The sequence below is a fragment of the Alteribacter salitolerans genome (assembly GCF_016901055.1).
GTDB classification, from domain to species: Bacteria; Bacillota; Bacilli; order Bacillales; family Salisediminibacteriaceae; genus Alteribacter; species Alteribacter keqinensis.
Genome location: NZ_JAFEUX010000005.1, coordinates 64,618 through 91,532, shown reverse-complemented (window position 1 = coordinate 91,532; position 26,915 = coordinate 64,618). Strand labels below are relative to the sequence as shown.

General features: G+C 44.8%; 23 protein-coding genes and 3 riboswitches. Of the genes, 6 read left to right on the top strand and 17 right to left on the bottom strand.

Features of this window, described 5'->3' with window-relative positions; genetic code table 11:
* Window positions 1-194: 194 nt before the first annotated feature.
* From JSY36_RS11310 to JSY36_RS11300, 3 genes are all read right to left on the bottom strand, one after another.
* On the bottom strand, window positions 195-1,529 hold the full coding sequence (locus tag JSY36_RS11310; protein ID WP_205166498.1) for an arsenic transporter: 1,335 nt from the start codon (window positions 1,527-1,529) through the stop codon (window positions 195-197).
* A 241-nt stretch (window positions 1,530-1,770) separates the two neighbouring features.
* Entirely contained in the window at window positions 1,771-2,061 is a 291-nt protein-coding gene (locus JSY36_RS11305; RefSeq protein WP_205166497.1) for a YuzF family protein, read from the bottom strand.
* Window positions 2,062-2,226: 165 nt separating this feature from the next.
* A complete protein-coding gene (locus tag JSY36_RS11300) occupies window positions 2,227-3,867 on the bottom strand; it encodes a methyl-accepting chemotaxis protein (protein WP_205166496.1) in 1,641 nt (546 codons plus the stop codon).
* Window positions 3,868-4,485: 618 nt separating this feature from the next.
* Here JSY36_RS11300 and JSY36_RS11295 point away from each other — a divergent pair.
* Window positions 4,486-5,247 carry a hypothetical protein gene (locus JSY36_RS11295; protein WP_122898246.1) on the top strand — a complete coding sequence of 254 codons (762 nt, stop codon included), beginning with the start codon at window positions 4,486-4,488 and terminating at the stop codon, window positions 5,245-5,247.
* Between the two features lie 143 nt (window positions 5,248-5,390).
* On the opposite strand, the gene JSY36_RS11290 is transcribed toward JSY36_RS11295, so the two are convergent.
* The 11 genes from JSY36_RS11290 to JSY36_RS11240 form a co-directional block, all read right to left on the bottom strand.
* Window positions 5,391-5,954 carry a GNAT family N-acetyltransferase gene (locus tag JSY36_RS11290; RefSeq protein WP_122898248.1) on the bottom strand — a complete coding sequence of 188 codons (564 nt, stop codon included), beginning with the start codon at window positions 5,952-5,954 and terminating at the stop codon, window positions 5,391-5,393.
* A gap of 156 nt (window positions 5,955-6,110) precedes the next feature.
* Window positions 6,111-7,385: a homoserine dehydrogenase gene (locus JSY36_RS11285; RefSeq protein WP_205166495.1), complete on the bottom strand. Its 1,275-nt coding sequence runs from the start codon at window positions 7,383-7,385 to the stop codon at window positions 6,111-6,113.
* Entirely contained in the window at window positions 7,382-9,073 is a 1,692-nt protein-coding gene (acsA, locus tag JSY36_RS11280) for an acetate--CoA ligase (protein ID WP_205166494.1), read from the bottom strand. Before acsA ends, JSY36_RS11285 begins: the two co-directional genes overlap by 4 nt.
* A gap of 4 nt (window positions 9,074-9,077) precedes the next feature.
* Entirely contained in the window at window positions 9,078-9,818 is a 741-nt protein-coding gene (locus JSY36_RS11275; RefSeq protein WP_122898253.1) for an ABC transporter ATP-binding protein, read from the bottom strand.
* Window positions 9,819-9,833: 15 nt separating this feature from the next.
* Window positions 9,834-10,586: an ABC transporter permease gene (locus tag JSY36_RS11270; RefSeq protein WP_419466041.1), complete on the bottom strand. Its 753-nt coding sequence runs from the start codon at window positions 10,584-10,586 to the stop codon at window positions 9,834-9,836.
* Between the two features lie 111 nt (window positions 10,587-10,697).
* Entirely contained in the window at window positions 10,698-11,696 is a 999-nt protein-coding gene (locus tag JSY36_RS11265) for an aliphatic sulfonate ABC transporter substrate-binding protein (protein WP_205166492.1), read from the bottom strand.
* Between the two features lie 78 nt (window positions 11,697-11,774).
* Window positions 11,775-13,553, bottom strand: a complete 1,779-nt coding sequence (locus JSY36_RS11260) for a PLP-dependent aspartate aminotransferase family protein (protein ID WP_205166491.1) — start codon at window positions 13,551-13,553, stop codon at window positions 11,775-11,777.
* Between the two features lie 117 nt (window positions 13,554-13,670).
* Window positions 13,671-13,782, bottom strand: a riboswitch (SAM riboswitch).
* A 281-nt stretch (window positions 13,783-14,063) separates the two neighbouring features.
* Window positions 14,064-15,158 carry a homoserine O-acetyltransferase MetX gene (gene metX / locus JSY36_RS11255; protein WP_205166490.1) on the bottom strand — a complete coding sequence of 365 codons (1,095 nt, stop codon included), beginning with the start codon at window positions 15,156-15,158 and terminating at the stop codon, window positions 14,064-14,066.
* Window positions 15,159-15,274: 116 nt separating this feature from the next.
* Window positions 15,275-15,389: riboswitch (SAM riboswitch) on the bottom strand.
* A 205-nt stretch (window positions 15,390-15,594) separates the two neighbouring features.
* A riboswitch (SAM riboswitch) is annotated at window positions 15,595-15,708 on the bottom strand.
* A gap of 117 nt (window positions 15,709-15,825) precedes the next feature.
* On the bottom strand, window positions 15,826-17,691 hold the full coding sequence (locus tag JSY36_RS11250) for a PTS fructose transporter subunit IIABC (protein ID WP_205166489.1): 1,866 nt from the start codon (window positions 17,689-17,691) through the stop codon (window positions 15,826-15,828).
* A gap of 15 nt (window positions 17,692-17,706) precedes the next feature.
* Window positions 17,707-18,618 carry a 1-phosphofructokinase gene (gene pfkB / locus JSY36_RS11245; RefSeq protein WP_205166488.1) on the bottom strand — a complete coding sequence of 304 codons (912 nt, stop codon included), beginning with the start codon at window positions 18,616-18,618 and terminating at the stop codon, window positions 17,707-17,709.
* On the bottom strand, window positions 18,615-19,373 hold the full coding sequence (locus JSY36_RS11240; RefSeq protein ID WP_205166487.1) for a DeoR/GlpR family DNA-binding transcription regulator: 759 nt from the start codon (window positions 19,371-19,373) through the stop codon (window positions 18,615-18,617). Before JSY36_RS11240 ends, pfkB begins: the two co-directional genes overlap by 4 nt.
* A 1,193-nt stretch (window positions 19,374-20,566) precedes the next feature.
* On the opposite strand from JSY36_RS11240, the gene JSY36_RS11235 reads away from it, so the two are divergent.
* Entirely contained in the window at window positions 20,567-21,502 is a 936-nt protein-coding gene (locus tag JSY36_RS11235; protein WP_205166486.1) for a YitT family protein, read from the top strand.
* A 580-nt stretch (window positions 21,503-22,082) separates the two neighbouring features.
* Window positions 22,083-22,439, top strand: coding sequence for a hypothetical protein (locus JSY36_RS11230; RefSeq protein WP_122898271.1), 357 nt, complete (start codon window positions 22,083-22,085; stop codon window positions 22,437-22,439).
* Window positions 22,440-22,475: 36 nt separating this feature from the next.
* Here JSY36_RS11230 and JSY36_RS11225 read toward each other — a convergent pair whose 3' ends face one another.
* The gene (locus tag JSY36_RS11225) at window positions 22,476-22,736 is read right to left on the bottom strand and encodes a metal-sensitive transcriptional regulator (protein ID WP_122898273.1); all 261 of its coding nucleotides are present in this window, start codon (window positions 22,734-22,736) and stop codon (window positions 22,476-22,478) included.
* 338 nt (window positions 22,737-23,074) lie between these two features.
* Between JSY36_RS11225 and JSY36_RS11220 the strand changes: the two genes are divergently transcribed.
* Entirely contained in the window at window positions 23,075-23,329 is a 255-nt protein-coding gene (locus tag JSY36_RS11220) for a hypothetical protein (RefSeq protein WP_205166485.1), read from the top strand.
* A gap of 154 nt (window positions 23,330-23,483) precedes the next feature.
* Here the strand turns inward: JSY36_RS11220 and JSY36_RS11215 are convergent, their stop codons facing one another.
* Together JSY36_RS11215 and JSY36_RS11210 are read right to left on the bottom strand one after the other, a co-directional pair.
* Window positions 23,484-24,491, bottom strand: coding sequence for a hypothetical protein (locus JSY36_RS11215; protein ID WP_205166484.1), 1,008 nt, complete (start codon window positions 24,489-24,491; stop codon window positions 23,484-23,486).
* Window positions 24,492-24,525: 34 nt separating this feature from the next.
* Window positions 24,526-25,116 (bottom strand): DedA family protein, encoded by a 591-nt coding sequence (locus tag JSY36_RS11210; protein WP_205166483.1) that lies wholly within the window; start codon window positions 25,114-25,116, stop codon window positions 24,526-24,528.
* Between the two features lie 125 nt (window positions 25,117-25,241).
* Between JSY36_RS11210 and JSY36_RS11205 the strand changes: the two genes are divergently transcribed.
* Both JSY36_RS11205 and JSY36_RS11200 read left to right on the top strand, forming a co-directional pair.
* Window positions 25,242-26,366, top strand: coding sequence for a YheC/YheD family protein (locus JSY36_RS11205; RefSeq protein ID WP_205166482.1), 1,125 nt, complete (start codon window positions 25,242-25,244; stop codon window positions 26,364-26,366).
* A gap of 230 nt (window positions 26,367-26,596) precedes the next feature.
* On the top strand, window positions 26,597-26,899 hold the full coding sequence (locus JSY36_RS11200; RefSeq protein ID WP_122898283.1) for a hypothetical protein: 303 nt from the start codon (window positions 26,597-26,599) through the stop codon (window positions 26,897-26,899).
* Window positions 26,900-26,915 lie beyond the last annotated feature (16 nt).

Sequence of the window (26,915 nt, the reverse complement as noted above, 5' to 3'; positions counted from 1 at the left end):
ATTCCGTCTGTAATGAAAAAACCGAACCCCTTTTTGGCGGTTCGGTTTTTTTATGGAGAACTATTAAAGATTTAAGAAGAACTTTCGGCTGTTTATGCAGAGTCCTCAGCCATATATGAAGAATTCACGGCCATTTATGGAGAATTTTGAAGTGTTTAAAGAGAAGACGACATAATTCGACGAACCTGTCCAGACTACCCGCCGATAACGAGCAACCATAAATACAACCCGACAAGGGTAATAAACAGGGTCGGTACAGTGAGAATAACCCCTACTTTAAAGTAATATCCCCACGAAATCTTTACACCTTTTAGTGACAATACATGAAGCCAGAGTAGTGTAGCCAAAGACCCGATCGGTGTGATTTTCGGCCCCAGATCAGACCCGATAATGTTTGCATAGATCAGTGCATCACGCATCGGCCCCGTTACGCTCGCATCCTGGATGGCCAGAGCGTTAATCATGACAGTCGGCATATTGTTCATAACCGAAGACAGAATCGCAGCAATAAAGCCCATGGAAATGGTTGCAACGAACATACCGTTATCCGCAGCCCCCTCCAGAACACCTGCCAGCACTTCTGTAAGTCCTACATTCCGCAGTCCGTACACTACAACGTACATTCCGATGGAGAAGACCACAATGGCCCAAGGTGCACCTTTCATTACCGTGCCCGTATTTACAGCAGGACTTCTGAGCGCCATGATAAGGAAGAAAATAGCAATAATTCCTGCTACAAAGGAAACAGGAAACGTCATCTCATCACCTGAAAACGGTCCGCTGATATAGATGAACTCACTCACAAAGTATCCCACAAGAAGCAGACCGAGAACGTACCAGGATAGACGAAACATTTTCGGATCCTTGATTGCCTCTTTCGGCTCTTTCAGCATGGACATTTCATAATGTTTCGGAATGTTTTTCCTGAAGTACAAATACAAAACCAATATACTTGCACCGAGAGCAAAGAAGTTCGGCACGATCATATACATGGCATATTCCACAAAACCAATTCCGAAGAAGTCCGCAGAAACGATATTAACAAGGTTACTAACGATTAAAGGGAGTGAGGTCGTATCTGCAATAAACCCGCTTGCCATAATAAACGGCAAAATCATTGCCTCTTTAAATTTAAGTGCCCGCACCATCGCGAGGACGATGGGAGTAAGTATAAGTGCCGCACCGTCATTGGCGAAGAAGGCGGCTACCACTGCTCCAAGTAAAGAAACATAAACAAACATTTTCACACCGTTGCCGTCAGCTACTCTGGCCATATGCAGAGCTGACCATTCAAAGAAACCAATCTCATCAAGAATTAATGAGATAATAATAATGGCGATAAATGTAAGCGTGGCGTTCCAGACGATCCCGGTTACTTCTACTACATCAGTCAGGCTTACCACGCCTGCGATCAGGGCCAGAACTGCCCCGATGGACGCTGACCAGCCGATTGACAGCCCTTTTGGCTGCCAGATCACAAGGGTTAATGTAAGGATAAAAATAAGACTTGCTATCATAACCTCAGACATGAAGGATCCTCCTAATATATAAGTGTTTGCCTATATAATAAAATAACAATATACACCCTGTTTTTGCAACCCTTAATTTATATACAGTTAAATTCCGGACCCTCGAAACCTTACTATTCCGATTCAACGTAACCATAGGCTTCCTTAATCCAGCACTACAATTCCATAGAAACAGCACATCTAACCACCATAAAAAGATGCCTGAACAGGGAATCCCCGCTCAAGCACCTTCACATCTTTTCTACTCTTTATTTTGCACTAATATCCAGACGATCTCCTGAATGCGGATAAAAAATGTTCCGCCTTCCTGCTCAACGACTACATGATCGGGTTTCGCGTCAATCAGCGTTCCCCGGACACTTCCCTGTGTTGTCTGAAAGACAAGCTTGCTTCCAATCACAGATTGCGCTGTTTCAAAAACAAATGGATCATAATTGACTACGTACTCAACTTCTCCTTCTTCCTGTCGGACATCTTCCTGCTCATATCCTTGCCCGTAGTGGTTATAAAACCCTTGGTGCTGGTCATACATCCAAGCGTCCCTCCTTTATCTTTCACCACTCACAGTGTATGCCCATAGGCGAGAAACGTGCTTTTACACTTTTCTGAAAGAGGTTGACCCAAAAAGTCGTTTTTTACCTTTAGGATAAAAAAAGACTGGGCAAAGGAACAAATTCCTTTCCACAGTCTCTTTTCGTCAGCTTACTTTTCTCTTTAGTTCCACTTCACTACGTTCATCTCCTGGAATTCCTGCATCACCTTGGTGAAAAACATCGTCAGCCAATTCTGACTGTTCTTCAGTTCCGCTCCTGAAGCGCTGAAGAAGATTCTGCATTTCACCGGCAACAGTTGACAACTGCTCGGAGGAAGCCGTGATCTCTTCCATGGTTGCTGTCTGTTCCTCTGCGGCAGATGCTACGTTCTGTGAATAGCCCGCTGATTCTTTTGAAATACTGGCAGATTCCTGAGCTGCAAGAAGCATTTGTTCTGTCCCTTCCGAAACCCGCTCTACTGCAATGTTCATGGAATGCATTTTGGCTGAGACATCTTCAATTGCCCGGTCCAGCTCGGCAAAAACCTCTCCCGCTTGTTTAACCGAAGTCTGTCCCCCGGCAACAGCCTCATATCCGGCTGTCATGGAAACTGCTGACGCTTGGATATCCGACTGAATATCTGTTATGAGAGACTGAATTTCACTGGAGGAGCTTGTTGTCTGCTCTGCCAGCTTTCTGACTTCATCTGCAACAACAGCAAATCCTCTTCCATGCTCTCCGGCTCTTGCCGCCTCAATCGCTGCATTTAAAGCGAGGAGGTTTGTCTGCTCCGCCACACCTGAGATCATATCTACAATCGAACCGATTTTCGCAGACTTGGTAGCCAACTGCTGAATGGATAAACTCGTACGGTCAGTGATATCCTGAATGCGAATCATCGCTTCAATACTTTCGTCTATGACAGCTTTACCGCTCTCTGCTTTTTTTCTGGAATCAAGAGAGGCTTCATTTACTTCTTCCACATTATCTGTAATTTCCTCTATACTCATCGTAACTTCAGATACGATCTGCTCGTTTTTATCACTTACTTCCGCCTGTGACTCAGCCCCGGCAGCCACTTCCTGGATAGATTCGGTAATCTGTTCTGCCGCCCGGCTCGTTTCCGTTGCACTGGCAGAGAGTTGTTCCGAGGAGGATGCCACATGATCACTCATACTGCCAACCTCGCCGATAAAGCTCTTCAGCTTCTCAATCATCGTGTTGATAGCTACACTCAATTGACCGAGCTCATCTTTCGACTTTACTTCGAGCGGCTCAATCTCTACATTCCCGTTTGAAACACTTTCAGCAGCAGCGACTACTCTGTTCAATGTTCTTGTAATTGCCTGACTAGTGAGAGTGAACAGAATCAAGCCGACCACAAGGGCGACACCAGTTGATATTGCAAAAATGAGACGGGTTTCACTCAATGAGGAGTAAACCTGATCTGACGCCTCATTTGCATCTGCAAAAATAACCTCAGTAAACAAAAGTAGGTTTTGGACAATATCTTCTCTCAAATCTGTCAGCTGAATGGCATCCCGGTTTGATCCGCCGACAGCTGACCCGAGGATTCTTTCTGCGACTTTCTCAAATTCACTGTACTGTACTAAAAATTCCTGAAACAACGCTTCATGCTCAGGGTTATTAAACGATCCATCCAGTGTTTCCACATGGGAACGCAGCAACTCCGTCTGGCGCTCATAATAGGCTTCATTCAGCGATCCTGTTCTGATGCTGTCCGATAGTGCAATGTATTGTGAACGGACAACCGACCCCAGATCTGTTAACACCAGTGATTGCATGTTTGCTTCTTCCGAATACTCCGTTTGGGTCTCAATGTTATACAGAAGTGAAAAGCTGTATGCGAACACAACTGTAAATAAACACATTATAAATGTAAAAACACCCAGTATTTTATGCTTTAATTTCAATTTCCCCCAAAACGCCATGCTGCTACCCCCATCTGGTATGCTCTTACCTTTTTCACAAGGCTCTGTTAAACTCGGATGTTAATTTCCACTCTGCTTTAATCAACTTCTTAAAAACCAACAATGGTCTTTGACACAGCCTTTAACAAAGATAAGACATTATTCGACTTACATCATACCAAAGAGGTGTGTCTAAGGGCATGGTTTTTTCCCATATTTGAGAACTTCGTATTTTTACCCAGAAAAACGCTTAAAAAGCCCTACCTGCTTCGAATACTTTAACGTCAGGTTCTTAATTACCCAGGACTGGCCTATGTTTCTTCGGTGGGTACGGGATAGTCGCCCCTGCCATTATTAAATGCTATGATACATATACTTCCGAAAATCAATAATTCCACTATTTTACTCAGTGCTGAATTCACTTATAATAGAGATTAGTCTGTTTTAAGGATAATATTTGAAATACATACGTTTTCGTCTCGAGGTGACATCATGTCAACAAAGAAGAAAGTTTACTTTTTAATAGGTGCATGCCTGCTCCTTGCTCTCACAATTTTATTATCTTACTTTTATTCTCAGGATGACTTTGCCCAGCCTATGCCTGCCGATCTTTCAAACCCTCCGGGGGAAGAGGGAGATATGGACCAGGCTGAAACAGCAGTAGAAACAGAAGACTCAGACGACCTGAGTGAAGAGGATTCAGACGTCCCTGGAGAATGGACGGAAGAGGAAGATGGCGACAATGAAGAAATTTCAGAAGCCATTCAAAGCGCACTCAGTGAAACTGGATTTTATAATACAAATCCGGATTCACGAAATGAAAACAGCTATTATTATCACTTCCTTCTAAATCAGGATGTACGCCATAACCTTGAAGATTCCGGTACTTCCTCTGATGAGAGAGAAGAAGACGCGCGGTATCAGGCGCGGGAGCTTATGGTGTGGAAAGACATCGCTGCCGAGGAATATGACTGGGAATATAACGAGAATCAATTCATCTCTTTTGTGAATAGCGAAGACCTTATCCAGAATGACTCTCAATTAAACAGACAGATATTGAGGGAACTTAGAGAAGAAGATGAAGATCTCTTTATCCGTCATGCTGAGACAAAATATCTGCGTTCCTTTATCTGGAGTGGCATTCAGGACTCTCTGCAAGAAGAAGAACCCCAGGAAGATGGGGAAGACGATGAGGCGTATGAAAACCGTTTGTACCGCCAGCTGTCCTCAAAGATAATGGACCGCCTGGAATAAATATATAACGCGGCTTCGGGATCGATTAACGTTAATTGTTTTCTCTGTTAAACGAGATCACAGGAGCATCCCTCTCGTCACGGGCTGATTAAAGCTGTAAAGGGTGTCACCAAGGTATTTCTGCCTTGGTGACACCCTTTTTTTTAACGCAGACAAAACAGTTTTTTACGAATGTCAGCCCATTCCTCTCTCAGTACGCCCATACGGATTGAATCATAATATTTTCCGTTATAGTATCGTACTTTCCGTAAACGACCTTCAAGCTTCATCCCTATTTTTTCCCCAACCCTTATGATTCGGGGATTTCCGGACCAGGTTGTAAACCCGACTCTGGGCAGGGAGATCGTGGAGAATAAGTGTTCAATCCAAAGAGCCAGGGCTTCTGTTCCCAAGCCGCGGTTCCAATATTTCGGGTTGTAGACAGCAATGCCTGTTTCAAGCCACTTCGATGGTTTGTGCTCCCAGTAGTACATCACATCGCCGATCGGTTCTCCAGCTGAATCGATAACGAGGCGGTTGTTTTCCATTCCAACCCTTTGCAGTTGCTGTCGCTCAAACGAGTGGTAGTCAGGCCTCTCAAATGGGAAATACGGAGCATCCCACTTTTTCCACTCAGGATCCTTCACTCCATACATCATTTCCCATAAGGGGAGAATATCCGTTGCTCTTACAGAACGCAACGTCACTTGTTCCCCTTTTATTTTCATAAAAATACGCTCCTTAAAGGAAGTGCCCGGTCTGTCTCCCCTATAATACCTTCACTTGCACAGTTCGACAGAAACCATTCACATCCTTCGTGATGTTCATATTTTAAAAAGAAGCCGGCCCGGAAGGTAAGAGACCACCTGCCGGGACAGCTTCTATTAAAAGGAAACAGCATTCTGTTTTCCATCATGTTGAAATTTCTTCCTGATTTCACTCTCATTGCCAAGAACAGGATACACAGAGAATGACTCACTGACCGAGTCATGAAGATCTGACAGGGACTGATCATCGGTTTTAACAGCAGCACCTATATGTTTACCTGAAGGATGATGAAGAATGGCGATCACAGGAATACCCCTTACACGAAGGTGACGTAAAATTCCTTCACTTCCAGTAATGAAGGAAAACTCTCCTGCCGGTTCTGATTCATCATCAAGACTTCCAATTATCCGGTCTTGAATCCCTCTTTCATTTTTTCCTTGAAGAACATTGACAACATCTTCGATTACGGCACTCGCGGTGGGATATTGTCCTGCGCCCGGGCCTTGGAGCAAAAGGTCCCCTGACAGGCTTCCTTTGATATGAACTCCGTTGTCTACACCGTTTACGGAATATAAATGATGATCGCTGAATATAAAACATGGCCTTACCGATGCTTGTATCCCAAATCCGGAGCGTTTCAGTGATGCAACGTGTTTTATTTTACCGGTCGCTTTTTCTGCCAGCAGCAAATCTTCTACCGTAACACTCCGTATACCAGCAGGTGCTCCCTCTTCCCACTCAGGAGCTGCTCCGTAAATCCAGTGACTCAGAATGGATGCTTTGTAATAGGCGTCCCACCCGTCTACATCCTTATCCGGAACAGCTTCGGCGTACCCTTTTTCCTGAGCTTCCTGAAGAGCAGCATCAAAGCTCGTTCCTTCATTTTGCATTTTAGTCAGAACATAATTGGATGTGCCGTTTAATATGCCGTTGATTTGTTCGATATTGTTTGTTTTTAATGTATGGCGAAGGGTATTCAAAAGGGGGATCCCGCCGGCAACTGCCGCTTCAAACAAAAGGTCGGAATCGTTTACTTCAGCAAGTTTGAAAAGTTCCTCTCCTTTTTTCGCGATAAGCTCTTTATTGGCGGTAACTACAGGAATCCCTTTCTTTAAAAAATGAGTTACGTAAGGGTAACCGGTTTCGGCATCGGGGGTCGCTTCAACAACAAGATCTACAGACCCGGCAGAAATTTCTTCCAGCGACGTGGCAACCCGTGTATGATCTTCTAAATCACGGGATTTACCCCGCTCTTTGACAAGAATAGCCGGCACCTTCACTTCTCTTCCCAGAATGGCTGACAGTTTTTCTCTCTTTGATTGGATAGTACGGTATACACCTTCCCCAACCGTACCAAAACCAATAATCAGCAGTTGATATTCCTTACTCACCTCTTCAACGCCTCCTCTTTCTCCAGTTCCCGTGCTTTCAGTTCCCGTCTCAGTATCTTCCCGCTGATTTTAGTTTTAGGAAGTTCTTGGACCACTTCAATTTCACGGGGGGCTGCATGTGCCGACAGTTCTCTTCTTACAAAGTAGCGAATGCTATTGATCAGGGATTCCTCTGCTTTAAAACCGTTCCGCAGGGTCACGAACGCTTTGATAATTTCCCCCCGTACCGGATCGGGTTTTCCGATTACCCCTGCCTCCGCTACTGCCGGATGTTCAATCAGTTTGCTTTCCACTTCAAACGGACCGACCCGTTCGCCGGCTGTATTAATAAGGTCATCATTTCTGCCGCTGAAAAATACATACCCTTCTTCGTCCTGATAGGCCGTATCACCGGACTTGTACCAGCCGTCTTCTGTAAAATAGGAATGATATTTATCTTTGTTCTTCCATATTTCTTTCATCAATCCCGGCCATGGTGCTTTGATGGCCAGTTCTCCTACTTCTCCCGCCGGCAGGGGCTCACCTTTTTCATTCAAAATCCCTGCTTTGACGCCTGGAAACGGTCTCCCCATAGAACCCGGCTTAATTACTGCCGACGGGAAATTCACAATGAGGTGTCCGCCGGTTTCCGTCATCCACCACGTATCGTGTATACGGACATTCAAATGGTTATGAGCCCAGTGAATAACTTCTGGGTTTAAAGGCTCTCCCACACTCAGAAGATGACGAAGAGAAGAGAGGTCGTAGTCTGCATGAAGTCCTCCCTCACTCATCAGGAGACGGAACGCCGTCGGAGCACTGTACCAGACAGTAACCTTGAATTTTTCAATAAGTTCATACCATTGTGAGGCATCATAGCGCCCTCCGTGGATGACAACAGTGGCCCGGTTGAGCCACGGGGCAAATACACCGTACACACTTCCTGTGACCCACCCCGGATGGGAGGTACACCAGTAAACGTCGTCCTCTTTAAGATCAAGCACCCATTTTCCCGTTATGAGCTGATGGGAAATCGCTCTTTGGGCGTGCAGGACTCCTTTGGGTTTCCCTGTTGACCCGGAAGTATAATGAATGAGCATACCATCGTCTTCATCAAGCCAGACGACCGGTTCGGATATCAGGGACAGACCGGCGGCTTTATTCTCCAATTCCGCTACTGTCCATTGTTTCTTTAAGTGAGGCAGCTCCTTTGACGGTACCCGCTTTCCCAGTTCTTCATCTGTAATGAGAAACTCCGCCTCACAATCGTTCATTCTTTCCCTGACGGCATCTTCCATAAATGCTTCGAAAAGAGGCCCGGCAATCGCACCGGCTTTTATCGCTGCCAGAATAGTAAAATAGCAGTCCGGTGATTTTGGCAAAAAGATAAATACACGGCTTCCTTTTTTAACTCCCTCATCTATTAAGACTCTTGCATAACGGTCGGTAATCTCTTTCACCTGTGAAAATGTATAATATTCTTCTCTTTTTCCATCTGTAAATAATAGTGCTGTTTTGCCGCCTAACCCTTCATCAACATGTCTGTCAATACATTCATAAGCTGCATTCCACTGTCCTGTCGGGGCTACAGAAAGATGCTGAAGAGCTTCGGACCAGGAAAAGTGCCGGGCGACTTCTTCATATTCCTGCAGGTTATACTTCTGTCCAGGCTCGGGGGGCAGGACGGTTTGATTTGTTGTATCGCTCATTCTTCTAAGCTCCTTTCACTGTCCGCTTCTCCTCCAATGATTCGAGAATGCTCTCTTTTAGTCTCGCAAGCTCGGGATCTCCTTTGGCCCGTGGTCTTGCTTTCGTAATTTCAATGTTTTTGTACACCTTACCGGGCTGCCCTTTTAATAAAACAATCCGGTCACAGAGGGTGAGGGCTTCATCTATGTCGTGGGTCACGATAATCATCGTTGGCTTTCTGTCCTGCCAGATTTGCAGAAGCAATTCCTGAAGCTGCAGTTTCGTAAAAGCATCAAGGGCACTGAAAGGTTCATCCAGCAGCAGTGTACCCGGCTCCGTTACAAGAGCCCGTGCAATAGCGGTCCGCTGAGCCATTCCGCCGGAAAGCTCTTTCGGATAATATTTTTCAAATCCCCCAAGTCCAACCTGCTGAAGAATCGTTCTTGCCTTTTCTTTCTTTTCCCCTTTCGGACCTTCAAGTCCGAAGCTCACATTATCTATCACGTTAAGCCACGGCATTAACCGTGCTTCCTGAAAAATAATACCCAGATCAGTGTTTACTGACCGGCTCTTTTTATTATTGACTTTCACTGTTCCCTCGTATAGGTCATCAAGTCCTGAAATAGCACGGAGTACCGTACTTTTACCGCACCCGCTTGTGCCAAGCAGCCCGACAATTTCTCCCTTTTCTGCAGTAAAGGAGACATCTTCTACAGCAGGCTGACCATTGAATGTGCGGCTGACATTTTCAATTTGTAAGCTCATCTATGTGCCTCCTCACTATTTCTGAATCACTTTATCCTGCCAGTGCAGGGCTCTTTTCTGCAGTTTTTTCAAAAAGGTGTCTGTTATTTTACCGAGAATCGCAAACAGAATAATGCTGGCCAGAATTGTATCGGGACGAAGCGTATTCTGCCCCATTACAAGAAGGTATCCCAGCCCCTCACTTGCCCCCATTAGTTCTGCTGCTACCACGAACATCCATCCGAGACCGAGACCACTTCTTAATCCCACTAAAAAGGAAGGAAGGGACGCAGGAAGAATGATCCGTTTTACTAGAGCAAAGGTTGAAAGGCCATATGCTCTTCCCACTTCAATCAGTTTTCTGTCCACGCTTTGAATGCCGCCTATTGTATTCAAGTAAACGGGGAAGAATACCCCGACTGCAATCAAGGTGATTTTAGCTCCTTCCCCGATTCCGAGCCATAAAATAAATAGTGGAACCCAGGCAAGGGAAGGAATAGCTCTGATGGCCTGTATCGTCGGATCAAAAAACGTTTCTGCTTTTCTGGACATACCTACTATGGAGCCGAGAACAACAGCGATGATCGTTCCCCATATAAAGCCCCAGAAAATCCGGTATAGGGTGATTCCTGTATGCTGCCAGAGGGAGCCGTCCGCCCCCATAGCCCAGATCGTCTGTAAGATTGCTGATGGAGCCGGCAGGAGGTGGGAATCTGTCCACCCAAATCTGACCGCCGTCTCCCACCCCGTTACAAGCAAGAACGGGAGAAGCAATGAGAGGCTGATCATTCCCAATGGAAACTGCTCTCTGATTCTTATTCTTCTGGCTGTTCGCTTTTCTTCTGACTGAATGACGCCTGATTCTTGTCCATGGGAAATAGCCATTCATTTCTCCTCCTTTTAATCTTCTATTACTTTCTCTGCAAACTCCGGATCAATCAGTTCATTAACAAGCTCTTCTATGTCGTTATTTCCTTCGAGCACTTCTGCATCCTGCAGCACGATGCCTGCTTCGGTAAGAGCTTCAATGTGCTCTTCACCAGGCTGCGGGTTGTCGAATGTATTCCGTTCAAGCTGAAGTGCTGCGACTTCTTCATCAATCTGGGCCTCTCTAGCCATGATTTCAACGGTTTCCTCAGGGTTTTCCAGTACCCATTTGCGGGCTTTTTCATAGACCTCGATCACTTTTTCCACTGCTTCAGGATACTGTTCGGCGAAATCCTCTCTTACATTAAGAAAACCGTATGTGTTGAATGATTCATTTCTGTAGAGAAGTTCTGCTTCCGTTTCAAGCTCCTGTCTCGCCATATGAGGATCAAGTCCGGCCCATGCCTCCACCTGTCCGCTTGATAGAGCATTCGCCCCGTCACTGTGCTGAAGGTTCACAATTTCCACATCGTTTGCTGATAAGCCGTGCTCCCTGAGTGTGCGTATTAAAAAGATATAAGGGTCAGTTCCCAATGTAGCTGCAATTCTTTTTCCTTCTAAATCTTCAACACTTTCAATTCCCGAGCTTTCATTGGCAACGAGTGCCGTCCATTCCGGCTGTGAAAAAATATACACATTTTTTATCGGTGCATTATTGCTTTTTGCCATAAGAGCTGCCGCTCCTGCTGTGGAGCCGAAATCAATGCTTCCTCCGGTCAGAAATTCAAGGGAGCGGTTGCTTCCCTGACTGAACACAAACTCAATGTCTGTTCCTTCTTCTTCAAATGCTTCTTCAAGCCATCCGAACTCTTTCAGCACCAGGCTTGTTGGTGAATAGTATGCGTAGTCGAGTGAAATCTCATCAGGATATGGAGATTCAGAATCTGCATCAGAGGTTGAAGCACAAGCACTGAAGATGGTTAATGTAAAAATAGAGAACAATACGGTTAATGGTTTTCTTAATGAAGTCATTGTGCTTCACACTCCTTTAAGGTAAGTATTCGTATTACAGGGACGGTCCGAAACCGCCCCGTTTGTTGGATGGTCCTCTTATATTTCGCAGGCAAATGTAGAAATCGTTCCTCTCAGGCGCTGGGCCTCTTTATAGGTACAGCGGTTATGCACCACGTCAATGCCCGCATCTTTTGCAATCACAGCTGCTTTTTCAGAAACAACCCCTTCTTGAAGCCAGAACACTTTCGGCTGGATAACGGCTGCTTCTTTAGCCAGTTCCACCGCCGCTTCGGGACTTCTGAATACTTGAACGATATCCACAGGGCCTTCGATGCTTTTCAGGTCCGGATACGCCTTTTCACCTAAAATTTCTGTTTCTCTTGGATTAACCGGAATGATTTTATAGCCAAGACGCTGCATTTTCCTTGCCAGGCGGTGACTCGGACGGTTCTCTTTTCCGCTCAGGCCGACGATCGCGAGTGTCTTCTGGCGATCCCCTTTTTCACCGGTTTCAGAAGCACTGGACAATGCCCATTTGATAACTCCTTCATCATTAATGACCCGGTTGTTTTTGCTCTGCCCTTTTCCTGTCGCAATTTCAAGAGCCTGATCGAGGTCTTTTAACAAGTCATCCACATTCTCAATTCCTACCGACAGGCGGACAAGGTCCGGTGTTACTCCCGTGGAAACGAGCTCGTCATCGGAGAGCTGCTGGTGCGTTGTACTTGCAGGGTGGATGATTAAGCTTTTCGCATCACCGACGTTAGCCAGATGGGACCACAAAGCCACATTGTCTATCAGCTTCCTTCCTGCATCGCGCCCTCCTTTTATTCCGAAGTTAACGACGGCCCCGAACCCTCCTTTTAACAGCTCTGAGGCATGTTCATGTGAAGGATGCTCTTCAAGGCCCGGATAGGCAACCCAGTCGACTGCCGGGTGCTCTTTTAATTTTCTTGCCAGATTCAGCGCGTTATCGTTATGTCTTTCGATTCGCAAATGGAGCGTTTCAAGACCCTGGAGGAGAAGAAATGCGTTGAACGGGCTCAGGCAGGGACCGAAATCTCTCAGGAGCTGTACTCTGAACTTTGTAATAAAGGCAAGGGTTCCGAAATCCTTGGCATAGGTGATGCCGTTGTAGCTGTTATCCGGCTCATTAAATCCGGGATATTTATCAGACTGCCAGTTAAAGCGGCCTCCGTCGATCACAATGCCGCCGATGGACGTTCCGTGTCCCCCAATCCATTTCGTAGCGGAATGAATGACGATATCCGCCCCGTAGTTAATCGGCTTTACGACATAAGGTGTGGCAAATGTGTTATCAATAATTAACGGTATTCCGGCTTCATGGGCAACATCGGCTACTCCTTCGATATCCAGCACGTGCAGACTCGGGTTACCGATGGTTTCAGCAAAGACAGCTTTCGTTTTATCTGTAATCGCTTCTCTAAAGTTTTCAGGGTCTGAAGCATCCACGAACTTTACAGTAATCCCGTAGCGGGGAAGGGTGGTGGAGAACAGATTATAAGTCCCTCCGTAAAGGTTCGTGGCTGCAACGATCTCATCACCGGCTCCCGCAATGTTTAAAATGGAAAGCGTAATCGCTGACATGCCTGATGCTGTTGCAACTGCCGCAACTCCGTCTTCTAAGAGTGCAAGGCGCTTTTCAAGGACATCTACTGTGGGGTTTCCGATACGGCTGTAGATGTTCCCAGGCTCATCAAGACCAAACAGCTGCTCGGCGTGTTCTGTGTCGTGAAAAACATAGGATGTTGTCTGATAGATCGGTACGGCTCTTGCTCCTGTAGTCGGGTCCGGGGACTGTCCTCCGTGAAGTACGACGGTTTCCTGGTTATACGTTTCAAAAGACTGGCTCATTATAAATTCCTCCTTGGATTTTCATTTCAATTTTTATCAGCAGTTTTGCTTTACAGGTGATAGTGAAAAGCCCCTTCCTCAAATAAGAGAAAGGGGCTTTATGTAAGCACGGCCTCTCTCTTATCTTCCAGAGCGTCCTGTGCTCTGCTGGAATTGGCACCTTTCGTACACGTTCGTACATGGTTGCCGGGCTTCATCGGGCCATTCCCTCCGCCACTCTCGATAAGAGTTAAAATCGTTATTCAGTTTGTTCTTTTGCGCTGTTTTCGTATAGATTGCTAATATGGGTATTTTTTATAAACGCAGTTACTATAGATGAAGCCTGCGTACCCTGCGCTTTCCGCGGGGGTGCCGGTGAGCCTCCTCACCCTTCCCGTTGCGGGGTCTCACCCTGGCGCCCACTCCCGCATGAGTCTCCGGGTACTCCGGCTTCTTCATCCTTCCACGAAAAGCCACAACCTTTGCGAAAACACCTTTCTTTTTTGTAAGAATGCGGGGCCGGCTGCTTTTTTACTGGCTTAATGCCTGTTGAACATACCCTCCCCATTTGGTGTACTCGGTGAGAAATCCGTCATGGCCGAAGATTGTATCAATTTCCAGATAACGGACATCGCCTCCCGCCTCAAGCCAGATCTCCTGCAGTCTTTTAATCTCTTCGGGAGGGTATAGTAAGTCTCCCCGGAAGGCCAGAAGCGTCACTCTTTTTTTATAGCGGGAAAGAAGATTTTCAAGTGACTGGTTACGGTCTCTTTCAATATCATGCTGGTCCATGGCCTTCAGTAAATATAAATAACTGTTCGCATCAAAGCGGGTTGTAAATTTGTCTCCCTGATAGCGGAGGTAGGACTCTACCTGATATGCCACTTCCGTATGGTCTTTTCCCCACGGCGCTTTACCTTCTCTATGAAAACGCTGGTTAAACAAATTTCCTGACCGGTACGTAATCATTCCTGTCATCCTCGCCAGTGAAAGTCCATTTACCGGCGGATCTGTTAACAGATACTTTCCGTCCTTCCACTTTGGGTCATCAGTAATAGCTTTTCTCGCAATGGCATTGTAGGCCATTCCGTAATCACTTAACGAAGGTGTGGCAGCCATGATAATAAGCTGTTCTGTTATATCCGGATAGGAAAGGCCCCATTCCAGAGCCTGCATCCCTCCAAGGGAGCCCCCGATTACCGCCTTGAGTTTTGTAATCCCCATTTGATCCAGTGCAAGCTTTTGGGCATGGACCATATCCCTCACACTTATGAAGGGGAAGTCTGACCTGTAAAGATCATCTGTTTTCGGGTTCACTGATACAGGCCCTGTAGATCCATTACATCCTCCAATCACATTGAAGGTAATCACATCGTGTTCGTAAAGGTCGATATACCCTCCTTCATCAGCCAGTCCCCTCCACCATCCAGGATCCTCTTTGCTTCCTACAGTGTGCTGGTTCCCTGTGAGGGCGTGACAGATAAGCAGAGGTGCTCCGTTTTCTGCTCCTGCTCTCTCGTATGCGAGTGTGACATGTGTTAACGTTTCTCCCGACTCGAGCTGAAGCTCTGGAATAATCACTTCTCCAGTAAGCAAACGGGTCGTTCGTTTTTGATGGACCGACATGATGCACCTCCCTTTTAAGAATAGTCAAATTGGCAAATGAACAACTTTAAGTATGATCGTTGAGAGAAAATAAAAAGTCTCCCTGTCAAAGACAGAGAGACAAAAGCACATTGTCTCTCTCATCTTTACAAGGCATCTGCCTTGCTGGAATTGGCACCTTTTTCTGACGGATAACGTCACAACGGTTGCCGGGTTTCATCGGGCCAGTCCCTCCACCTCTCTGGATAAGAGAATCATGTAATTGTAGGTTTCTTAAACACCAACTATCCCGATCCGGATAGTTAATTAATTATTTTGAATACTAACACCTTTTAACCTGTCAGGTCAACAGCTGAGATAAATCTTTTCTGAAAAACAAAACTCCCCCGGTCATAAGCATGATCGAGGGAGAATAATACGTTTTGAAAACAACCGTAAATATGTTGTTCTAAACCATCTCTCATCTCTCAAAGCTTACCGCTTTGCAGGAATTAGCACCTTGCAGGCAGATCACTGCCATGCTGGTTGCCGGGCTTCATCGGGCCAGTCCCTCTGCCTCTCCGGATAAAAGTCTTTTTAGTTATGAAATTATCGTATGTGATTGTTTGAAATTGTAGCACCCATTTTTCCACTTGTCAAAACATTTCATCATTTCACACAAAATTGTGCGGGGTCAGACCCCGGGAGGTCAGACTGCAACACGTTTTTTCCAGAAGCCGAGCATAAGGGCGGTGACTGCTGTTCCTGCAAGAATTGCGAGTAGATACAGCGGCCAATTCTCTACAAGTAGAAGAACGAAGATTCCTCCGTGCGGGGCCTGGGTGGCTGTGCCGAATAACATGGCGAGACCACCGGCCACTGCAGAACCGGTTATGATGGAAGGGATGACTCTTCCCGGGTCTGCGGCTGCGAATGGAATCGCCCCTTCTGTAATGAAGGACGCACCGAGGACATAGTTTGATTTCCCTGCATCCTGTTCCTGCTTTGTAAATTTTGACTTAAAGAAGGTGGTGGCTACTGCTATTCCAAGGGGCGGAACCATCCCTGCTGCCATAATAGCTGCGTGAGGTGCGTAATTGCCCCCTTCAATCATGGCAATACCGAATGTGAACGCCGCTTTGTTAATAGGACCACCCATGTCTACTGCCATCATGGCACCGAGTAAAATTCCCATAAGAACAATATTTCCTGTTCCAAGACCACCCAGCCAGTTCTCAATCCCAACGGAAAGAGCGTTAAGAGGCGTAACGAGGAAATACATGATTAACCCTGTAAAGAAAACCCCGAACAAAGGAAGGATCAAGATGGTACGGATTCCATCCAGCGAAGGAGGAATGAATGCAAAGACACGTCTGAACAGCAGGACAAGATAACCCGCCAGGAATCCGGCAATAATACCACCCAAGAAGCCTGCTTCAAAGTTCACGGCCATCAAACCGCCCACCATACCTGCGGCAAACCCCGGACGGTCTGCAATGCTTCTTGCGATAAAGGCTGCAAGAACAGGAACCATCAGGAAGAAGCCGTACTCTGACCCAATCATGCTCAAGATATCACCGAACGGATGCGTTTCTTCAGCACCCGGCTCATTAAAGATAAATGAAAGCGCAATTAAAATACCACCAGCGACAACAAACGGAAGCATGTTGGATACACCATTCATCAAATGTCGGTAAAAGCCCGGCCGTTTATCCTGAGTGCCAGACTCTGCCTTTTTCCCACTGCCGTCTCCTTGAAAGATCGGAGTATTTCCGCTCACCGCTTTGTTCAAAAGATCCTCCGGTTTGCGGATGCCATCTTTAACCGGTGCATCCACAAGAGGTTTCCCGGCAAATCGTTCTTTTTCAATTTTTGTATCGGCAGCAATGATAACCCCTGCCGCCCTCTCAATATCACTGTCTGTAAGGCGGTTGCGGACACCGTCAGACCCGTTTGTCTCTACCTTAATATCAATCCCCAGTTCTTTCGCCTTGGCTTTTAATCCGTCTGCCGCCATATAGGTGTGGGCAATCCCTGTTGGGCACCCGGTTACAGCTACAACAAAGGGCTTTTCTGACGGCTCCTGTGTCTCCTGGTCTGCCGCTTCAGCTCCAAGCTTTTCGGTTTCTTTTTCATCAACCGCCCGGAGGATGCGGTCCACTGTATCCGCTTCCATTAATGTTTGACGAAAGTTCTCATCCATAAGCAAGGTCGATAGCCGCGACAGTGTCTGAAGATGTTCGTTGTTGGCTCCTTCAGACGCTGCGATCATAAAAAACAGATGACTCTTTTGTCCGTCCAGTGCATCGTATTCAACTCCGGATGCCGATCGTCCAAAAGCGATAGCCGGTTCTTTTACTGCTTTCGTTTTAGCATGGGGAATGGCCACCCCTTCACCAATTCCTGTAGAACTCTGATTCTCACGATCGTGAATCGCTTGTTTGAAAGACTCCAAATCTGCCAATCTGCCAGCCTCGTTTAACTTTTGGGAGAGTTCATCAATCGCTCCATCTTTATTAATTGCAGTCAGGTCGAGGATAACCGTATCCTTTTTGAGCAAATCCGTAATTCTCATTTTTCTCACCTTCCCTTAAATGGATTGAACAGCGATCGATACCGCCAGTTCATCTGCCTGTTCTTTTGTACAGAACCCCTGTGAAAAAGCTGTTGCACTGCCAGCCGCTACACTATATTGAAAACAACCTTTAAGATCGATTTTATTGGCGTATGCATAAAGAAAGCCCGCTACCATGGAGTCCCCTGCCCCTACAGAATTAATGAGTTTTCCTTTTGGCGCCTTGGCTGTGAAACACTCATCCTTATTGATTAATAAGGCACCTTCTGCCCCCAGAGAGAGGAGGACATTTTCCGCACCGTCTTCTACAGCTTTTTTGCCGAGAGTGATCGCCGCATCCAAGTCATTAACCGGCTGATCATAAAGGGCGCTTAATTCGGCTTTGTTTGGCTTAATTAAAAAGGGATTTGCTTCGATCCCTTTCTTTAACGGCTCTCCACTCGTATCCAGAACCGTTTTAGCACCGCTCTTTAAAACCTGTTCAACTACTTCTTTGTAAAATTCAGCGGGTACACCGGCCGGTACACTTCCTGATAAGACAAGCAGGTCCTCCTCAGTCAGGTTGGAAAGCTTCTGTTTCAGCAGTGCAATTTCACCTTCTGAAATAACCGGCCCCTGACCGTTGATTTCCGTTTCTTCACCGGCTTTTATTTTAACGTTGATCCTGGTCAGACCCTCTGTAAAGATAAAATCCGAGTGTATTCCTTTCCGGCCAACTTCATTTTTTACAAATGACCCGGTAAACCCGGCGAGAAAACCCATAGCAGTTACCGGTTCTTTAAAGTTTGTGAGCACTTCCGCTACGTTAATCCCCTTACCGCCGGAAACCAGATCACTCGAAACTGCTCTGTTCGTTTCACCCGGCTTTAGTGCAGGCAGCTGCATTAAATAATCAGCTGATGGGTTTAAAGTAATCGTATAAATCATGTTTCTTTCACCACCGTAATCGCTGTCTGTTCTTTCAGTTGCTCTACAACCATCTCATCAGCCTTATCTGAAGTAATGAGTGAAGCTTCCTTCAGGTCAGCCACCTTGGCGAACGTCACATCACCCATTTTCGTATGATCCGCAAGAATGTATGTGCTGGCTGCCCGGGCGATTGCCTGTTGTTTGATCAATGCTTCTTCAGGATCCGGAGTTGAATACCCCGTATGTTTATTCACTCCGTTAATACCGAGAAAAGCAAGATCAAATTGATAGGACTGAATGGATTGAAAGGCTCCGCTTCCGACGAAGGCCCGAGTTCCGCTTTTTACATATCCTCCGAGTACGTACGTTTTTATATTGGCATCCACCAGGTCTGTAATAATGTTGAGACCGTTTGTGACTGCAACGATATCCTTACCCCGTAAGTGGGGAATCATTGCCTGTGTTGTTGAACCTGCATCAATGTAGATCGTATCTCCGTCTGATACAAGGCTTGCAGCTTCTTTTGCTATCCGTCGTTTTTCCTCCGAGTACTTTGTGCTCTTCTCCAAAAGTGATGGCTCATCTTTTCTTCTGGTGACAAGAGAGGCTCCCCCGTGAACACGCTTGATCTTCTTTTGCTGTTCGAGGTCTGTTAAATCTCTTCTTATTGTCGACTCCGAAGCGCCGGTAGCTTCAACAAGTTCAGCGAGTTTTACAACTTTGACTTCCTGCAGTCTCGCAAGAATTTCTTCATGCCTTTCAAACGTAAGCAAGTCACACCACTTCCTTTATTTTTTCTAACCTCAGTGTAACTGAAAGTACTTTCAAAATCAATCATATTCATTCAAAAACAATCATATTTTTATAATTTAATAATTAAAACAATCAAAAACATCCAAAAACAACCTACCCCTTACCAAAATTTCACACAACATTGTGCGGGGTCAGACCCCATAGCCATCAAGTTAAGCGATTTAAGAATTTGAAGCAGAAGAAGTCAGGATGTAGCCGGAATGCCCTTCGCTTTCCGCGGGGGCGCCGGTGAGCCTCCGGGTGCTCCGCACTCCGGGGTCTCACCCTGCCACCTGCTCCCGCAGGAGTCTCGAACATTCCGGCTACATCCTCTTTTACATTCTTATTTGAGTGCTTTTAAACATGGAGCAGCTTACAGGTTTCTAAATGCGGGTATTCTCCTTTTTCAAAGTAAAAGAAGGAATTTTTATGGGGAATACTAAACTCCACGAAACCACAAAAGCGTTGAACCTTTCCTAAGCATTCTTTTAACGGAATTGCCAAAGAGAACAAGTTCATTGTAAGAAAGAGGAACCTGGAGGTATTACCTTTTTTACTGCTCTGTGTAAGCAACCAAGTTTCTGTCGGTAACGATACACTAATGATCTATGCAAAAAGTTATCGAAAGAAGGTGTCCATATATCACCTCATGGTCTTAATGAACGATTCAACAAGCATGCAGTAAGCTTCCTTCGAGGTAACAGAACTATTAAGGGTTTAAGAAAGGTGTTGTTTTGTAAGGATCAGTTTTATCAAAAAAGGAAGTGGAGCGAAAGGCGGCGACTCCAGCGGGAATAGCATCAGCTGAAGACCCCGCAGGGCGCTCTTTCCTGAGGAGGCTGAAGCGTTGCCTCGGAAAGCGTCCGCCTGTAGCGGAACTTATTTAAGTTCAAAAAAATCTTCCGAAAGGAAGCTTCTTTGTCATGTCTAAATTACCAGGGGAAAGTAAGTTTAGGAAAGAAAACGAAAGAAACCGCCAAGTTCTGCTTAACTTGACGGCTATGGGGTCAGACCCTTGAATTTATTTGAAAGCGCCTTCTGTATTTGGAAAATAAACACTTTGACGATAGGGGTTTTAGGGTGTTGGGTTGGGTATGGGGCTGTGTTATACTTCAAAACGTCTTAAACAAGGGAAAAAACAGGATTCACAATTAATAAAGGAGGTTTTCTCTCTATGGCTCGTCTTTTTGAAGGAATTCGTATAAAAAACATCGTTATTATTTTGCTTGGTACATTGCTTTTTGGTTTCGGGATTATTCATTTTAATATGCAGAACGGACTTGCCCATGGAGGGTTTACCGGGATCACACTTCTAATCTATTATTTGTTCACGATTGAACCGTCCCTGACCAACCTGCTGCTCAATGTACCGTTATTTTTGATTGGTTATAAGCTGCTGGGCCGTGTAATGCTCATATACAGCATCATTGGAACGCTTGCCCTTTCAGGCTCTCTCCGTTTGTTCGAGCTTTATCCGGTCACGGAGATTCCGTTGCAAAATGATATGATCTTAGTTTCATTGTTTGCCGGTGTGTGTGTCGGTGCAGGCCTTGGTTTTATCTTCCGGGCAGGCGGCACAACAGGCGGTGCGGATATCCTTGCCAGGCTGGCAAACAAATATATAGGCATGAGCCTCGGACGTTTTATGTTTACATTTGACGCATTCGTTATCACAATCTCGATGATTCACTTAAATATGACACAGGCGATGTACACTCTTGTTACCGTGTTTGTAGCCAGCCGTGTAATCGACTTTATTATTGAAGGCGCAAGCGCAGCTAAATCAACTATGATTATCTCATCAAAAACAGAAGAGATCTCTGCAGAAGTAATTAAACGGATGTCCAGAGGATCCACTGTTCTCACAGGAAAAGGCAGTTTCACTCAGGATAATCGTGAAATTATGTACTGTGTAGTAAACCGTAATGAACTTATCCAGCTGAAAGCCATCATCGAAGAAATCGACCCTTATGCTTTCTTCTCCATCAATGATGTAAAGGAAGTATCAGGTGAAGGCTTTACGTTTGATCAGACACAAAGACAAATCAAAGCAGACCAATCTTCAAAAGACGAAAAGTTCGTATCTGAAGATAAACTTGTCAGTCATTAAGAACAAAAGCGTAAGCGCCTTGGTCACGAGCGATAAAGAAAACTTGGCTTTTCGCCATGATGGCCAACTCCTTAGTTGCCCTTATGCTTTAGTACAAGCATTTGAGGCAGGCCATCAAATTGCAGCTGCTATGCAGGCTTCAGATGATGGAATGAAATGACCTCTAGCTCGCAGGCGCTGGAGCTGGACGTGGAAAAGTTTCATCATAAAGTTATCCACATTTTAGAGATGTATAAATTCTTAAACAATAAAGACCAAGCCCCGGAAAGTCACTAAAGACTCCCGGGGCTTTATGAAGTCACTGAAAAAGTTCGGTCTTTAACTTTTTCAGTGACTTCTAAGCAATGAGCGTAACGGTTGCATCTTTCAAAAGCCTGATACGAGTGGGCTTCTCGTAACAGGCGCGCAACCGGGTGGAGCCATTGCCATTCAAATAAAAGGTACTGAAAAAGTTGTTTTGTACTTTTTCAGTGGCCTCCTTTATGTCATGTAAACTTTATTTTTTATTAGTGATTTTCAACCCGCCCGGTTCAGCATATAATCAAAGTACAGAAGTTCATATCCTTGAGAGGGGCGACCAATGATGGTTCGTAGTATTTATTTGTACGCAGTAATGCTGGTCACGTTAATAATGATGATTGGCGGAAGCGTAGCTGCAATCATGAGTTTAAGCGATTATTTTGTACCTTCTCCTTATTATGAATCTTACGCGAACTACATTTCCATGCACGAACACAACGTCAAAGAAGGATTCTCTGAAAAAATGTCTGAAGAAGAACTCCGCAGTAAATACGAAATGGAAAGAAATGATCACCATGAAATGCAAAAAAACTACGCTTTAAACAGCTTTTTTAAAAGTCTGGCATGGATCTTTATACCGCTCCCTGTCTTTCTGGTCGCAATCAGCCGTCTCAGAAAAAACAAACCCGCCTCCTGAAAGGCGGGTTTGTTTTTTTGACTCATGAAATAAGTACTACCTGCTTTTTACAAGCATCTTGATTGCTTCTTCTATGACTTCTTCACGTTCTGCATCCGTCTCAGTGTTTTCCCGCAGGCATTGTTCAAGGTTTTTGGCAACGATATAAGCTGTTGCACGGTCTACCGCTGTCCTTACTGCAGTCATCTGGGTAATGATATCCTTGCAGTCTTTCTCCTGCTCCATCATACGGAGAATCCCCCGCATCTGACCTTCCACTCTCTTCAACCGGTTCTTCATGTCATCTGAATACTTCATATCTCAACCACCTCAATCATTCCCTTTATATGTAACCTGATCAGTCTAATTAACCAGTATAATATAATCATATTATATGTATTTCCTTTTTCAAGGAAAAGAAATCCTGTTTTTATTCTTCTTTATAATATATAAGATAGACCTGCATATCAATGAGGATATTCTTGTATGAAGATGGTGGTATGCGATCTAAATTATGTGAAATTACCCCACATTCTCAAAAACATACAGGTGACTGTGTGAAAAAGTAGAAAATGGTAAATCTCTATTGTTTATCTTAAAAAGCCGGTGTAGTATTTGCTTAGCAAGTAAACAAAACATATCAGGGGGAATTTCAAATGAAAAAATACTTAAAACTTACACTCGCAAGCGTATTGGCTCTTAGCGTACTGGCAGCATGTGGAGACGCTGAAGACACTGACACTGAAGTAGAAGACACTGATGGTGTTGAAGAAACTGAAGTAGACGATGCTGAAGAAACTGATCTTGAAGACGACGCTGAAGGTGAAGATGACCTAGACGCTGAAGAAGACGACATTGAAGGCGAAGACGATCTAGACGCTGAAGAAGACGAAGAAGAAGCTGACGAGTAAGAGAAATCATGAAAGAACCCGGAAATGATCCGGGTTCTTTTTTATGTATTTGTTAGAGTTAAATTTTAACTCGGCAATTACATGAGAATTCTACATACCATTCTCTTACCACGGTAATGCCCGCAATCCTTCTGCCCTTTCTCCTTCACTGCTCTTAAAGCTGTTTTTCATCTGATTTATTCTTTTTTTCATTATGATAAAGCTGCTTATAATACTCCCGCTCAAGTTTATAGATCTGCCGTCTTACTGCATTCCAGTCTTCATTTGTCAGCGGTGTATTGCGAAGGCGGTCAGAAACCTCTGTGATGCTTTCCCAAGTTACTTCTTCTCCATCATCGAACTTCCTCTTCAGCTCCCGAATGTCATCCTCCATATCCTGGATCGTGTCATCCCATGAAAAGTAAAGATTCGCAGGCTCCAGTTCCTCCGACAGCGTATGTTTTATATAATACACCTGTTTCCTGGGACCGATCATGGATATATCCGTGGCGTGAAGGGTAATTTCAACTTCTTTTCCTTCAACCTCAACTGTAATGTACTTCATTTTCTTTGATAATTCCCGGTTATAGATACGCTCGAGCACATAAGACAGCGTAATGAAACACGTCCAGATAAACTTGTTTGGCGAGTGGACCTCTGACTTAATATTATGCTTGTCCAAAATTGACTGAAGATCTTCCAGGACATCTTCGTACTTCCCTTTTCTAATCATTATGGCAAACTGGGCCTGCTCATGAAATTTCAAAAAGTTCGGGATTTTTATGATCGGAATGACAATTACAAGAAGTGTTGAAAGCAGCCCTAAAGTAAAAGCATAAGGATAGCCCATCAGGACCTGTTTTACCAGCATCTTGTCTTCACTTCGATTTTCCATCCTTGTAGAGATAAAGCCGACTACAAGTGGGAGGATGATAAAGATGGCAATGGATGTGATTCTCACGATCGTATCATCGTCCGGGACAAACGGAATAAACATCTCAGCCAGATCAGGAAAAAGAACGGATAAGAATACATACAGCCAATACAACGACAATAGCCCCATAAGACTGACTTTTGAATTATCCTTCGATGGAATACGGCCGAAAAAAGTGAGTGTAGCCATGCTGAATACTTTACTGAGAAGCTTTGCGAATCCTGTAATAATAATTCTGAAATACGGCATAACCTTCACCTTTTCTCTTGTGATATCTTCCTGACTACTCCCTGCCCCGTTCTTTTACCAAAGCCCCTTTTCTTCTATACCAGCGATAGACCAGGTAAATGACCGCGGCAGCAGCAAGAATACTGTAAATCAGCCATTGGGCATTCTGAAACCAATCTGCCATTTTTTCGAGGTTCCCCAGTGAGCCTAGATAAAACATTAAAAAGGCCAGGGGAAAGAACCCCAGGAATGTAAATACGCCAAACGAAACTGGACGGATTTTACTAAAACCTGCGATATAGGCAATATACCCCATGCCAAGCACACGTCCCACTGCAATCATCCACTCGCCGTAATCCTGTATCCACTTCTCAGCCGTTTTTACTTTGTTTTTGGAAACCTTCTTCCTGATGAAAGGTTCATATTTAATACTTAAAAAGTACGGAATATAGCTGAACGCAACGTAAACTGCAGAACTCCCTAAAGAAAGAAGAACCATTTCGGTGAGCGTAGGATCTAAAATATAACCATATACAAGAACAAACAGCGCTGCGGGGAATGGGATTGAAACAGCCTCGATTACAATACCAACCATTAATCCTGCAATACCAATGTTCCTTAACACTTCAAGTATCATCTCAATCATTGTATCCCCTCCGCATACGCTACTACTTTATTTAAATTACCCTGTTTCCTTGACTTAAAACAGAAGAGCTGTGACCGCCTGGGCGTTTATCACATATAGTAATCATGAGAAGGAGGAACAAGACGATGAATCAAACCACAGAGACAGTAAGGCTCGGTGCCTTGATATCCACCTCACAGAAAAAGATACTAAAACAAAAAATGAAATTGGATAAACGTTACAGCTTTCTTGCTGCATTGGCAGCTGAAGCAGCTGAAAGCCCGAACCTGACATTGTACTTTTTTTCACCCGAGGATGTCGATGTGACAAGCGGAGATATTCATAAAGCCCTGTACTGGGATAGAGAAAACAATAAGTGGTATGAATGCTCCGCTCCGTCACCAGAAGTAGTGTATGAGAGAATTTATGTCAAAAATGAGCTCGTCGACCGCGTTCGAACTTTTTTCTCTGACAACAACGTTCCTTTTATTAATGCCCGGGCTAACTTCAACAAACTCATATGTCACCAAAAACTGTCTGAAGACGTAAAAACCTCTCCTTACTTACCACCTGCAATTGAAGTCCGGAAAATAGAAGATATCCACCGTTTTCTAAAGGTACATGACGTTATTTATCTGAAAAAAGTCATCAGCAGTCTGGGAAAAGGTGTTATCAAGCTGGAGAAAACAGCTGAAAACTCGATAAAATACAGTTACTATAAAAGCCGCCTCCGGACACAGACGGTCAAAAGCATCTATGACTTAAAACCGGTCCTGCACCGCTTTTTTCATAATAAAACCTACATTGCACAGAGAGGCATCCCACTCATCAAAATTGGTGATCAGAGCATTGACTTCCGGGCTGAAGTTCAAAGAGGCAAAAACGGAATCATTATCAGCGGTGTATGTGCAAGGGCAGGGTTAAAAAATTCTCCGATCACCGTTCATTCCACCGCCATGCCATATGAGTTGTTCCTGAAAGAGCACCTTCATTATTCCGAGCAGAACATCAAAAACACAGTACTGAAGGTTGAAGAGTTTCTCACCACCATTTACTCCTCACTGGAGGATGCGTATGGTCCTTTTGGAGAAATCGGGATTGACTTTGGTATCGATACGAATAGGGACATCTGGTTCATAGAAGCAAACTCCAAAAGCGCCAAAGTCTCCTTCGAAAAATCCTACGGAGATGCAGGCCTGAGAGAGAATGCTTTCCATCTCCTCGAATATGCCGAATCGTTGCACCAAAAGGAGCCTGCTCAGGAAGGATGATTACCCCTTCCGGGCAGGCTCTGCTTTAATGAAGTAATGTTTTCATAGCCCAAAAGTATATTTTCATTTAACTAAGAAAGTGTCACCACATTTTATATAACAAGCAAATAACCCGTTTAGACAAAAGGTAATAGGGAAACAGTACCAATAGTGATAAAATTATGTACTATTTCCCTTTAGTCAAATCTATAATTGAAGTAACTGGATTACCCGGAAAGTGAGGGATCGCTGTGTTTGTTAAAAGAGAGGTACACGAGCGTTCAAATCGTAAGAATACCATGTTGGAGCAACTGTTTCCTGAGAGTTTTATGAGAAAGTATACTGACTATCGTGACTTTGATGAAATGGTTGAGGCCAGTAATATCTGCCTTGCTTCCGGTAAAGCGCAGCGGGAGATTGAAACCTGCCGTATATGGTCACAGTTTGTCAGAGAGCACACATCTTTTTCCGGCTGGCGGGAAATGAGAAAAACAGCAGCAGAACATTACAGCTACCCTTCAAAAATTCAAGCACCTCACCAAAAAATCTATTGAATATAAAGGATCCACG

Excerpts from the sequence above, each read along its gene's own strand:
- JSY36_RS11225 (WP_122898273.1), bottom strand. The coding sequence starts at position 22,736 with ATGAAGTATTCAGATGACATGAAGAACCGGTTGAAGAGAGTGGAAGGT.
- JSY36_RS11205 (WP_205166482.1), top strand. The coding sequence starts at position 25,242 with ATGAATCAAACCACAGAGACAGTAAGGCTCGGTGCCTTGATATCCACC.
- acsA (WP_205166494.1), bottom strand. The coding sequence starts at position 9,073 with ATGAGCGATACAACAAATCAAACCGTCCTGCCCCCCGAGCCTGGACAG.
- JSY36_RS11230 (WP_122898271.1), top strand. The coding sequence starts at position 22,083 with ATGATGGTTCGTAGTATTTATTTGTACGCAGTAATGCTGGTCACGTTA.
- JSY36_RS11250 (WP_205166489.1), bottom strand. The coding sequence starts at position 17,691 with ATGAGAATTACGGATTTGCTCAAAAAGGATACGGTTATCCTCGACCTG.
- JSY36_RS11295 (WP_122898246.1), top strand. The coding sequence starts at position 4,486 with ATGTCAACAAAGAAGAAAGTTTACTTTTTAATAGGTGCATGCCTGCTC.
- JSY36_RS11220 (WP_205166485.1), top strand. The coding sequence starts at position 23,075 with ATGAAAAAATACTTAAAACTTACACTCGCAAGCGTATTGGCTCTTAGC.
- JSY36_RS11260 (WP_205166491.1), bottom strand. The coding sequence starts at position 13,553 with ATGAGCCAGTCTTTTGAAACGTATAACCAGGAAACCGTCGTACTTCAC.
- JSY36_RS11290 (WP_122898248.1), bottom strand. The coding sequence starts at position 5,954 with ATGAAAATAAAAGGGGAACAAGTGACGTTGCGTTCTGTAAGAGCAACG.
- JSY36_RS11210 (WP_205166483.1), bottom strand. The coding sequence starts at position 25,116 with ATGATTGAGATGATACTTGAAGTGTTAAGGAACATTGGTATTGCAGGA.
- metX (WP_205166490.1), bottom strand. The coding sequence starts at position 15,158 with ATGTCGGTCCATCAAAAACGAACGACCCGTTTGCTTACTGGAGAAGTG.
- JSY36_RS11235 (WP_205166486.1), top strand. The coding sequence starts at position 20,567 with ATGGCTCGTCTTTTTGAAGGAATTCGTATAAAAAACATCGTTATTATT.
- JSY36_RS11275 (WP_122898253.1), bottom strand. The coding sequence starts at position 9,818 with ATGAGCTTACAAATTGAAAATGTCAGCCGCACATTCAATGGTCAGCCT.
- JSY36_RS11310 (WP_205166498.1), bottom strand. The coding sequence starts at position 1,529 with ATGTCTGAGGTTATGATAGCAAGTCTTATTTTTATCCTTACATTAACC.
- pfkB (WP_205166488.1), bottom strand. The coding sequence starts at position 18,618 with ATGATTTATACGATTACTTTAAACCCATCAGCTGATTATTTAATGCAG.
- JSY36_RS11300 (WP_205166496.1), bottom strand. The coding sequence starts at position 3,867 with ATGCAATCACTGGTGTTAACAGATCTGGGGTCGGTTGTCCGTTCACAA.
- JSY36_RS11265 (WP_205166492.1), bottom strand. The coding sequence starts at position 11,696 with ATGACTTCATTAAGAAAACCATTAACCGTATTGTTCTCTATTTTTACA.
- JSY36_RS11270 (WP_419466041.1), bottom strand. The coding sequence starts at position 10,586 with ATGATCAGCCTCTCATTGCTTCTCCCGTTCTTGCTTGTAACGGGGTGG.
- JSY36_RS11215 (WP_205166484.1), bottom strand. The coding sequence starts at position 24,491 with ATGCCGTATTTCAGAATTATTATTACAGGATTCGCAAAGCTTCTCAGT.
- JSY36_RS11305 (WP_205166497.1), bottom strand. The coding sequence starts at position 2,061 with ATGTATGACCAGCACCAAGGGTTTTATAACCACTACGGGCAAGGATAT.